The organism is Vibrio makurazakiensis (assembly GCF_050337375.1).
Taxonomy (GTDB): Bacteria; Pseudomonadota; Gammaproteobacteria; order Enterobacterales; family Vibrionaceae; genus Vibrio; species Vibrio makurazakiensis.
Map to the genome: position 1 here is coordinate 1 of NZ_JAKJSW010000148.1, position 10,728 is coordinate 10,728.

A 10,728-nucleotide genomic window follows, 5' to 3' on the forward strand; every position below is an offset into this window, starting at 1 on the left:
TTATTATCAAGTAAAGTGTTGTGAATGAGATTTAATAAAATGGCAGCGTATGTCAGGTGTTTTATTAGACAATAAAATTGATTTGAAAAAAGCGAGCAGGGCGCTCGCTTTCTATAATGCTTAGCTTGAGCTAGCCCTCAAGGCCAGCACTTGCTTGTTTGTTCTGAATTAACTCAATCATATAGCCATCAGGGTCTTTAACAAAGGCAATGTGTGTAGAGCCACCTTTAACTGGGCCTGCCTCACGCGTTACGTTGCCGCCTGCTGCCTTGATTGCATCACACGTTTGGTAGATATCATCAACACCAATAGCGATATGGCCAAAAGCTGAACCTTGGTCGTACTCCGTAGTACCCCAGTTGTATGTTAGCTCGATAACCGCGCCTTGTGACTCGTCTCCAAAGCCTAAAAAAGCTAAGGTGTATTTGTATTCAGCGTTTTCGTTAGTACGAAGTAGCTCCATACCCATAACTTTTGTATAGAACTCAATTGATTTATCTAAATCGCCCACACGTAACATGGTGTGAAGAATACGACCGTTTGACATAGTTTTGCTCCTAGCTTCTGCTCATGACTTATGTATCGGTTTTTTCTTTGAATTCACATAAGTCTTCAATGATACAACTTCCACATCGTGGTTTTCTTGCTACACAAGTATAACGACCGTGAAGAATCAACCAGTGGTGGACGTCTAACTTAAACTCTTTTGGGATGACTTTTAGTAGCTTGGTTTCGACATCGTCGACCGTTTTACCCATTGCTAACTTAGTCCGGTTTGAAACTCGATAGATATGTGTATCGACAGCGATGGTCGGCCAACCAAACGCAGTATTTAATACCACGTTGGCAGTTTTTCTACCTACTCCTGGCAAAGCTTCTAGTGCTTCGCGATTTTCAGGAACTTCTCCCTTGTGTAGGTCGAGTAACATTCTACAAGTCTTAATGGTGTTTTCGGCTTTTGAATTAAATAATCCAATTGTCTTGATATACTCTTTTAAACCATCGACACCAAGATCAAAAATTGCTTGAGGTGTATTGGCTACAGGGTAGAGCTTATCTGTTGCTTTATTCACGCTCACATCTGTTGCTTGTGCTGAAAGTAATACAGCAATCAGCAATTCAAATGGAGAGCTCCAGTTAAGTTCTGTTTGCGGGTTTGGGTTGTTGTCCCGCAAACGTTCTAAAATTTCGACACGCTTGGTATTGTTCATTCGTCACATTACTTTCAATTTAATTATATTTTTGGTTAAGCCTAGCGAGGCTTAATTGTGGTCTATCGCTATTTATGCGTTAGTAACACGCGCTCGTTCAATTGTTGGTTTTTCTGGCTTGGGTTGCTTTTGTTCCATTCGATTATCGATGAAGTTTTTCGCGGCTATTAAAAAACCAACACCGATAAATGCCCCCGGCGGCAATAAAGCCAGCAAAAAGCTATTTTCAAATTGGAAGATTTCAATACGAAGCGATAATGCCCATTCACCGAGTAATAAGTCGGCACCATCAAACAAAGTGCCATTTCCGATAACTTCACGCATTGCGCCCAGTACGACTAAAACCGATGTCATCCCCAGTCCCATCCAGAAACCATCAAGTGCAGCTGGTAATACTTCATTCTTAGAGGCAAAGGCTTCTGCTCGACCAATGATGATACAGTTGGTTACGATCAATGGGATAAAGATACCCAGAGACAAGTAAAGACCGTATGCATAGGCATTCATCAGTAATTGAACACAGGTTACTAATGAAGCGATGATCATTACAAAAACTGGAATTCGAACTTCTTTTGGCACGTGGTTTCGAACCAAAGAAACAATCACGTTAGAGCCAACCAGTACTAATAGAGTCGCAATCCCAAGACCTAACGCGTTAGTAACAGTCGAAGAAACAGCAAGCAATGGGCACAAGCCCAGTAATTGAACAAGGGCAGGGTTATTAGCCCACATGCCATTTTTGATCAGGGTTTTATGTTCAGTCATGATTGCCACCACAATTTAACGGCTGATTAAATAATGTTTGTTGGTTTTCGTTCACGTATTGCACCGCATCTCTTACGGCTCTAACCACAGCTCTTGGTGTGATCGTCGCACCAGTGAATTGGTCAAAATCACCACCATCTTTGCGAACGCCCCAGCGAGCATAGTTGGCTTCTGTTACTTGTTTTCCGGTAAAGCTGGTAATCCAATCCGTAACACGCATATCAATCTTATCACCAAGCCCTGGGGTTTCTTGGTGGGAAAGCACTCGTGTTCCAGAGATCGTACCGTCTTGTTGAATTCCGACAATAACTTTAATTGCACCGTTATATCCATCAGGTGCAATGGCCTCGATGGCAATAGCGCTTGGCTGACCTTGTAATGTCGCCAAATAAGCAGGCATTGCTTTATCCGTACCAAGTGCAGGGTCTGTTACCAAAGTACATGATGAGAATAGTTCATTATCATGCATTTCATGTGGAATGACTTGGTTAAGAACCGAAAGCAACTGAGCTTGCTCTTGGCGCTGAATTTGGTCTTTGGTTAAGTACTGAGTTACGGCAACTAACCCTGTTGAAGCACAGGCAAAAATCGCTAGAGTTAAACCGTTTTTCTTAATGGCATTTAACATATTGATTTAATATCCGTAAGTTCTTGGCTTAGTGTAGTAGTCGATTAGTGGGACACACATGTTGGCCAGCAAAACTGCAAATGCCACTCCATCAGGAAAGCCACCCCAACTGCGAATAATAAAGATCAAGGCACCAATCAAAGCACCATAAACGAGCCTGCCTTTTACAGTCGTAGAGGCAGATACTGGGTCGGTAGCTATAAAGAATGCGCCAAGCATTGTTGCACCAGATAATAGTTGCAGTACTGGTGAAGCTGTTTCGCCGGGGGAGAATAGGCTGAATACAGAACTGAACACGACCAGGCTAGCCAATAGCGCGACCGGAATATGCCATTGGATAACACGTTGTTTGATTAATAATAAGCCGCCAGCTAGGTAAGCTAGGTTTACCCATTCCCAACCAATACCGGCAAGCCCGCTAAACTGAGGTTGGCTTAATGCTTCAGCTGAAGTATTACCTGCATGTAATGCTGTTTTGAACGCATCTAAAGGCGTGGCCATTGTTGTACCATCAATACCAATTCGCGCTTGCTGTAGCGATAGGCCTTCAGCGTTAAACCCCGTAAAAATCATTTGAAAGGAATCTACAAAGCTTGCCGTCTCGGCAGTTAGCGACAATGGTGAATTCCAACTTGTCATTTGAACTGGGAAGGAGATCAGTAACACAACGTAAGCGACCATTGCAGGGTTGAATGGGTTTTGTCCGATCCCGCCGTATAAATGTTTCGCAATGACTATTGCGAAGAAGATACCTATAACTAATAACCACCAAGGTGAGTGCGGTGGAATGGCTACTGCCAATAGCCAACCTGTCACTACAGCACTGTAATCACGTAAAGCTCTGATTGGAGGACGTTTTCTTAATAGCATCATTGCAGCTTCAAAGCTGACAGCTAAAACAAGAGCGAGCGCTAGCTGTATTAATGTTCCCCAACCAAAAAAGTAAGTTTGAGCTACTAATCCAGGTAGTGCACATATCGCAACCCATTTCATTAGATCAGGTGTGCTACGACGGCTATGAGCGTGCGGTGAGCTGGCAATAAAAAAGGCCACTACTCTTTCTCCTCAATATTCTTTTTGYCTTCAGCTAGCTTGTCTTCAACTAACTTTGCTTTACGAGCTTTAGCGCGAGCGATTGCTGCGGCTACCGCAGCTTTCTTTGGATCAACTAGCTCTTCGTCGGAAACTTGGGTTGGCTCGACGTCGTTTGTTTCTTCTTTAGCTTGCTGAGCTTTTTTAGCTTTAGCGCGAGCGATTGCCGCGGCTACTGCAGCTTTCTTAGGGTCAACAGGAGCTTCGTCTGACGTTGAAGATGATTCAGCGTCGTTTGTTTCGCTGTTCGCTTGCTGAGCCTTTTTCGCTTTAGCGCGAGCGATTGCCGCGGCCACTGCAGCTTTCTTAGGATCAACCGGTACTTCGTCTGAAGTTGAAGTTGGTTCAGCGTCGTTTGTTTCGCTGTTCGCTTGCTGAGCCTTTTTCGCTTTAGCGCGAGCGATTGCCGCGGCCACTGCAGCTTTCTTAGGGTCAACAGGAGCTTCGTCTGACGTTGAAGATGACTCAGTGTCGTTTGTTTCGTTGTTCGCTTGAGCCTTTTTAGCTTTAGCGCGAGCGATTGCCGCGGCCACTGCAGCTTTCTTAGGATCAACAGGAACTTCGCCTGAAGTTGGTTGAGCGTCGTTTGTTTCGCTGGTCGCTTGCTGAGCCTTTTTAGCTTTAGCGCGAGCGATTGCCGCAGCCACTGCAGCTTTCTTAGGATCAACAGGTGCTTCGTCTGAAGTTGAAGTTGGTTCAGCGTCGTTTGTTTCGCTGTTCGCTTGCTGAGTCTTTTTCGCTTTAGCGCGAGCGATTGCCGCGGCTACTGCAGCTTTCTTTGGATCAATAGGTGCTTCGTTCGAAGCTTGAGCTGATTCAGCGTTGTTGGTTTCGCTGTTAGCTTGCTGAGCTTTTTTAGCTTTAGCGCGAGCGATTGCCGCAGCTACTGCTGATTTTTTATCATTTGGTTCAGCTTGCTCTTCTGGCTGCTCTCTCTGGGCTTTACGTTCACGAGCGAGTTTTTTGCGCTCTTCACGAAGTTTGGCCATTTCTGTGTTATCTGGAGCTTCGGCGCTCTGAGCTTGTGCTTGTTTCGCCTTAGCTTTAGCAATCGCAGCCGCCACAGCTGGTTTAACTTTCGGCTCGTCACCAGATTGAGTGTCTGCACTTTTCGCTTTGACTCGAGCGATGGCTGCAGCAATTGCGTCATCTCCGGCTGGAGATTTCATTTCTTTACGACGATTGTCTGCGGCTTTTTTAAATCTGTTCTCTCGTTCTGCTTTATCGCGCTCCATACGCGCATTTTTTTCTTCAAATCGAATTTTCGCGCGTTCAGCGGCTTCCGATTCTTGTTGGCGTGTACGTATTTCCGCTTTCGCTTGGCGATAGTACTGAACAAGAGGGATTTCGCTCGGGCACACAAATGCACAAGCGCCACATTCAATGCAGTCTTTTAGATTTAGCTCTTCGCATTTGTCGAGTTCATTGGCTTTAGCGTGCCATTGCAGTTGCTGAGGAAGCAGCGATGCAGGACAGGCTTCTGCACATTGACCACAGCGGATACATTCCATCTCATATTCGCTAGGCGCAATTTCCTTACGAGTGGGCGCTAAGATGCAGTTAGATGTTTTGGTGATAGGCACGTTGGCATGTGGCAATGTAAAGCCCATCATTGGACCGCCTAGGATCAATCTAGGTAGCTTTCTATCCGCTTTGTAGCCAAACTCATCAAGCAGACTTTGTACGGGAGTACCCAGTAAAGCCCAGACATTGCGAGGTTGCTTGAACGTTTTACCGGTAAGAGTCACCACTCTATTGATGACGGGTTCACCATCTAAAATAGCGCGCTTGATCGAATACAGAGACCCAACGTTTTGAACTAGAACGCCAATGTCTGCGGGAATGCCGCCAGCTGGTACTTCTTTGTTGGTCAAAATCTTTATCAGTTGTTTTTCACCACCTGACGGATATTTGGTCGGTATAACGCGAATCACAATATCTTTGTCTACAGAGGCTAGCTCCAACGCTTTAATCGCGTCGGGCTTATTATCTTCAATACCAATGACTGTAAGCTTTGGCTTGAGGATGTGTTCGACAATTTCAATGCCTTGAATGATCTGGTCAGCGTGTTCTTGAAGTAACTTGTCATCAGAAGTGATGTAAGGTTCACATTCAGCTGCGTTGACGATCAATATCTCGGTACGTGCTAAACCAGATTGAATTTTCTTGGCTGTAGGGAAGCCTGCGCCACCCATGCCTGAAATACCAGCCTGACGAATAACATCGAGTAATTCATCGGATGTTTTCGTTGTGTAGTCATCAACCGGTGATCTCGTTGTCCAAACATCAAGGTTGTCTGGCTTGATGACGATACTTACTTCACTTAAGCCTGAAGGGTGAGCGGTAGTTCGGGGCTCAATAGCTTCGATGGTACCTGAAGTCGGTGCATGAACTGGCAGCATAAAACCGGTGTTAGAATTGGTTAATGCTTGCCCTTTTTCGACATAATCACCGACCGCGACGATCAAGTTGCCTGCTTTACCGATATGTTGTTTTATCGGTAATACAATTTCGCTTGGAATGCTTGCGTGAACCAATTCACTTTTATTGGACTGTTTCTTATTTTCTGCAGGGTGAACGCCACCTGGAAAGTGCCAGATTGACCCTGTACGAATTTGTTCAATTAAAGAATTCATACCAACTCCTACAGCTTAGAATCTGACGTGCTAGCATCAGTTACTTGGTTGGTAATGTCAGTGACGGGAATGGCGTTAAGTTGCCATTTCCAGTTCTCAGTCGTTGTTGCTAGTGGGATCATTTCAATACAGTCGGTTGGGCAAGGTGCAACACATAGGTCACAACCCGTACATTCATCTTTTATGACAGTGTGCAGCGCTTTGGTTCCGCCAACAATTGCATCAACAGGGCAAGCCTGAATGCATTTAGTACAGCCGATACACATATCTTCGTGAATATAGGCGACGGTTTTAACTTTGTCGTCTAGGTCGTGTGCTGAGTCTTCGACCTCTACGCCCATTAATTCAGCAAGCTTTTCGATTGTCGCTTGTCCGCCAGGAGGGCACTTGTTTATCTTGTCGCCGTTAGCAATGGCTTCTGCGTAAGGTTTACAGCCAGGGTAACCACATTGCCCACATTGCGTTTGAGGCAAAATAGAGTCTATTTGATCGACAATAGGATCCGCTTCTACTTTKAAACGGATAGAGGCAAAACCAAGAATAGCGCCAAATACAGCCGCTAATGCCACCAAGGCAATGATAGCGATAAGGATGGTATTCATGATTATTTCACCAATCCGGTGAAGCCCATAAAGGCGAGTGACATAAGGCCTGCAGTGATCATGGCAATGGATGCGCCTTTGAATGGTAACGGAACATCAGCTGCGGTGATTCTTTCACGCATTGAGGCAAAAATGATTAGCACAAGCGAAAAACCAATGGCTGCACCAAAACCGTATACGATAGATTCGATAAAGTTGTGGCTTTCATTGATGTTCAATAGTGCAACGCCTAACACGGCACAGTTAGTCGTGATTAATGGTAAGAAAATACCAAGTAATCGGTAAAGTGTCGGGCTAGTCTTGTGAACAACCATCTCTGTAAACTGCACGACGACGGCAATGACAAGAATGAAACTCATGGTTCTAAGGTATTCAATGCCTAGTGGCGCGAGTATATAAGTCTCAACAAGATACGAACACACTGATGCTAGGGTTAGCACAAATGTGGTTGCTAGTCCCATACCAATAGCCGTCTCTAACTTTTTAGAAACGCCCATAAATGGACATAGGCCCAAAAACTTCACTAAAACAAAGTTATTAACCAGCACAGTGCCGACCAACAACAAAAGATATTCGGTCATGATTGATTATTTTTTTAAAAATCCGATCTTAATATTATCCTGCTTTGTAAGCCTAATAACAACCAAGGATCGATAAGGTTTTATATGGTTGATGAAAATTTATGCTCAAATTTCGGAAGTTTTACAGAGTTGTTATTTTATATGGGTATAAACAGCCAGTGAACAAATGGAAAAGTTTATATTGCATAGCTTTGGGCTTGCTCCATTTGAGCAAGATGACTTACAGAAACTGTAAAGGTAAGAGGCTGGTGATAACTCGAATACTTAAGAACCAAGTCGAAAAGGCCTAAAACGCAAAAAGCCGCATCAATGATGCGGCTTTTCTAAATTTGGCTCCCCTTGCAAGACTTGAACTTGCGACATACGGATTAACAGTCCGCCGTTCTACCAACTGAACTAAAGGGGAATTGCTTGAAAGCGGGACGAATGATAAAGATTGATATTGTACCTGTCAATAAAAAATATCATTAAAAAGTAACGAAAAAGTCTTTACTTTCTTGAAGCCCTTTACGTAATTACGCTAGGTTTAGTTATCCACCAAAATTGTGGATAAGTGTGTGTGCGAAATCTTAACAAAATTATTGTTGGAATGAATAGGTTCTAACTTCGTTGCTGATTTTGGTTTAACCGTATGATTTATTGAAGGTTAACAGATATTTTGTGAATGTGGATAGAAAATGGATTGGTTGAAAATTAAGCACGGAATGTTGTAGATCGTCTGTTTTTGGGGAAAAGACGTGGATGAAACTTTTTATATGAATTTGATTTCATCTTGTAGGGCGAAAGATTCTATCAACACTTGAATGTGAATGCCAGTTACTTATAAGTGATTTTGTGATTTAAATTTTGATATTGGGGCTTGCATCGTTAGCTAGCTAAGAGTAACAATAACTGATTATAAATACAGTATGGAAAATAGCGATATGAGCAAAGTATTTGATTTGGTATCTGACTACAGTGCTGCTGGTGATCAGCCAACAGCAATAGCAAAGTTGTTAGATGGTTTAGATTCAGGGCTTGCTCATCAAACGTTACTTGGGGTGACGGGATCGGGTAAAACATTTACTTTGGCAAACGTGATTGCTGAAGCGCAGCGACCGGCTATTTTACTTGCTCCGAATAAGACGTTAGCGGCTCAGCTTTATGGCGAGATGAAATCCTTCTTTCCTAATAACGCAGTTGAATACTTCGTTTCATACTACGACTATTATCAGCCTGAAGCTTATGTTCCGACTACGGATACTTTTATTGAAAAAGATGCTGCCGTAAATGCTCATATCGAACAAATGCGTCTTTCCGCGACTAAGGCTCTCTTAGAACGAAAAGATGCCATCATTGTTGCCTCTGTCTCTGCTATCTATGGTTTGGGTGATCCTGAATCTTATTTGAAAATGATGTTGCATGTGACTCGTGGGGATGTGGTGGACCAGCGTGATATTTTACGTCGCTTGGCTGAACTGCAATACAAGCGTAATGATGTCGCTTTTGAGCGTGGTCAGTTTCGTGTGCGCGGTGAAGTTATTGATGTGTTCCCTGCAGAATCAGAACAGGACGCCGTTAGAATTGAAATGTTTGATGATGAAATTGATAGCATCAGCATTTTTGATCCGCTTACTGGCGCTGTAAAGCAAAGAGATATCCCTCGTTTTACTATTTACCCTAAGACTCACTATGTGACACCTCGTGAAAAAATCCTCGAAGCGATTGAGAATATTAAAGAGGAATTGGTCGAGCGTCAGGCTTACCTAAAAGAAAACAACAAATTAGTTGAAGAACAGCGTATCTCTCAACGAACRCTGTTTGATATTGAGATGATGAATGAACTGGGGTTTTGTTCGGGGGTTGAAAACTATTCCCGTTATCTTAGTGGAAGAAAAGAGGGCGAAGCTCCACCTACTTTATTTGATTATTTGCCAAAAGACGGCTTGCTCATTATTGATGAGTCCCACGTTACTGTTCCACAAATTGGCGCAATGTATAAAGGGGACCGTTCGAGAAAAGAAACGCTAGTGGAATTTGGTTTCCGATTACCTTCCGCACTAGATAATCGACCTATGAGGTTCGAGGAGTTTGAATCCATCGCTCCGCAAACTATTTTCGTATCGGCAACACCCGGTAATTATGAACTTGAAAAGTCTGAGGATGATATTGCCGATCAGGTCGTGAGACCAACGGGTTTGCTGGACCCTATCTTGGAGGTTCGCCCAGTTGCTACGCAAGTGGATGATCTACTTTCTGAAATCCACATTCGCTCAGTAAAAGATGAGCGGGTTTTGGTGACGACGCTGACAAAGCGAATGGCAGAAGATCTTACTGAATACTTAACCGAGCATGGAGTGAAAGTTCGTTATTTGCATTCCGATATTGATACTGTTGAGCGTGTCGAAATTATTCGAGACCTAAGGCTAGGCGAGTTTGATGTGTTAGTGGGTATTAACTTACTTCGAGAAGGTTTGGATATGCCGGAAGTATCTTTAGTCGCTATTTTAGATGCTGATAAAGAGGGCTTCCTACGCTCAGAACGGTCACTTATTCAAACTATTGGACGTGCGGCGCGTAACATTAATGGTAAAGCCATTTTGTACGGAGATAAGATCACTAAATCGATGAAAAAAGCGATTGATGAAACGGAACGTCGCCGCTCGAAGCAGCAGGAATACAATAAAGAGCAGGGTATTAGTCCTCAGCCTCTTAAGCGCAATGTTAAAGACATAATGGAGCTTGGGGGCAGCATTAAGTCCAAGCAGCAGAAAGCTTCCAAACAAGTGCCTTTATCTAAAATTGCAGAGCCTTCGACAAGTTATGAAGTGCTTACCCCTCAGCAATTGGATAAAGAGATTATTAAGCTTGAAGGTCAAATGTATCAGCATGCGCAGAATTTAGAGTTTGAGTTAGCGGCTCAAAAACGAGATGAAATCGAGACTTTGAGAAAGAAATTCATCGAAAACAGTTAACTATTTCAATGCTATAGACAAAAAATAGCCAGTAGTAATGATATCTACTGGCAATAACTGCGGATATTCTCGTCCGCTAACAACGTCAGTTGGCTAGGTGACCCGAAGGTCGTAGTGTATATAGCATTTCATGTGCCAGTCATAAGTTATTGATTTTATTTGTTGTAAAAAACGATCACATAAAATACCACGTTTGAATTTGCATAATGCAAAGCGGAATGCGACTATTCTATTAAACGCAAATAATATGTGGCTAGGT

Annotated in this window: 9 protein-coding genes and 1 tRNA gene; 1 reads left to right on the forward strand and 9 read right to left on the reverse strand. The window is 43.4% G+C overall.

The window, feature by feature from the left end:
• Positions 1 to 130 precede the first annotated feature (130 nt).
• The 9 genes from gloA to L4C33_RS15400 all read right to left on the reverse strand — a co-directional run bounded on the left by gloA (position 131) and on the right by L4C33_RS15400 (position 7,921).
• The gene (gene gloA / locus L4C33_RS15360) at positions 131 to 547 is read right to left on the reverse strand and encodes a lactoylglutathione lyase (RefSeq protein WP_428813295.1); all 417 of its coding nucleotides are present in this window, start codon (positions 545 to 547) and stop codon (positions 131 to 133) included.
• 28 nt (positions 548 to 575) lie between these two features.
• A complete protein-coding gene (nth, locus tag L4C33_RS15365; protein WP_428813296.1) occupies positions 576 to 1,211 on the reverse strand; it encodes an endonuclease III in 636 nt (211 codons plus the stop codon).
• A gap of 72 nt (positions 1,212 to 1,283) precedes the next feature.
• Positions 1,284 to 1,976: an electron transport complex subunit E gene (locus L4C33_RS15370; RefSeq protein ID WP_428813297.1), complete on the reverse strand. Its 693-nt coding sequence runs from the start codon at positions 1,974 to 1,976 to the stop codon at positions 1,284 to 1,286.
• Positions 1,969 to 2,604: an electron transport complex subunit RsxG gene (gene rsxG, locus L4C33_RS15375; protein ID WP_428813298.1), complete on the reverse strand. Its 636-nt coding sequence runs from the start codon at positions 2,602 to 2,604 to the stop codon at positions 1,969 to 1,971. The genes L4C33_RS15370 and rsxG overlap by 8 nt, the downstream gene beginning before the upstream one ends.
• 6 nt (positions 2,605 to 2,610) lie before the next feature.
• Complete coding sequence (gene rsxD, locus L4C33_RS15380) at positions 2,611 to 3,657, reverse strand: electron transport complex subunit RsxD (RefSeq protein WP_428813299.1); 1,047 nt, start codon at positions 3,655 to 3,657, stop codon at positions 2,611 to 2,613.
• The gene (rsxC, locus tag L4C33_RS15385; protein WP_428813300.1) at positions 3,657 to 6,332 is read right to left on the reverse strand and encodes an electron transport complex subunit RsxC; all 2,676 of its coding nucleotides are present in this window, start codon (positions 6,330 to 6,332) and stop codon (positions 3,657 to 3,659) included. Before rsxC ends, rsxD begins: the two co-directional genes overlap by 1 nt.
• 8 nt (positions 6,333 to 6,340) lie before the next feature.
• Positions 6,341 to 6,934: an electron transport complex subunit RsxB gene (gene rsxB / locus L4C33_RS15390; RefSeq protein WP_428813301.1), complete on the reverse strand. Its 594-nt coding sequence runs from the start codon at positions 6,932 to 6,934 to the stop codon at positions 6,341 to 6,343.
• 2 nt (positions 6,935 to 6,936) lie between these two features.
• The gene (gene rsxA, locus L4C33_RS15395) at positions 6,937 to 7,515 is read right to left on the reverse strand and encodes an electron transport complex subunit RsxA (RefSeq protein WP_428813302.1); all 579 of its coding nucleotides are present in this window, start codon (positions 7,513 to 7,515) and stop codon (positions 6,937 to 6,939) included.
• Between the two features lie 330 nt (positions 7,516 to 7,845).
• Positions 7,846 to 7,921, reverse strand: a tRNA-Asn gene (locus L4C33_RS15400).
• A 517-nt stretch (positions 7,922 to 8,438) separates the two neighbouring features.
• On the opposite strand from L4C33_RS15400, the gene uvrB reads away from it, so the two are divergent.
• The gene (uvrB, locus tag L4C33_RS15405) at positions 8,439 to 10,469 is read left to right on the forward strand and encodes an excinuclease ABC subunit UvrB (protein WP_428813303.1); all 2,031 of its coding nucleotides are present in this window, start codon (positions 8,439 to 8,441) and stop codon (positions 10,467 to 10,469) included.
• Positions 10,470 to 10,728: the final 259 nt, after the last annotated feature.

Coding starts and splice junctions, on each gene's coding strand:
- gloA (WP_428813295.1), bottom strand. CDS start 547: ATGTCAAACGGTCGTATTCTTCACACCATGTTACGTGTGGGCGATTTA.
- nth (WP_428813296.1), bottom strand. CDS start 1,211: ATGAACAATACCAAGCGTGTCGAAATTTTAGAACGTTTGCGGGACAAC.
- L4C33_RS15370 (WP_428813297.1), bottom strand. CDS start 1,976: ATGACTGAACATAAAACCCTGATCAAAAATGGCATGTGGGCTAATAAC.
- rsxG (WP_428813298.1), bottom strand. CDS start 2,604: ATGTTAAATGCCATTAAGAAAAACGGTTTAACTCTAGCGATTTTTGCC.
- rsxA (WP_428813302.1), bottom strand. CDS start 7,515: ATGACCGAATATCTTTTGTTGTTGGTCGGCACTGTGCTGGTTAATAAC.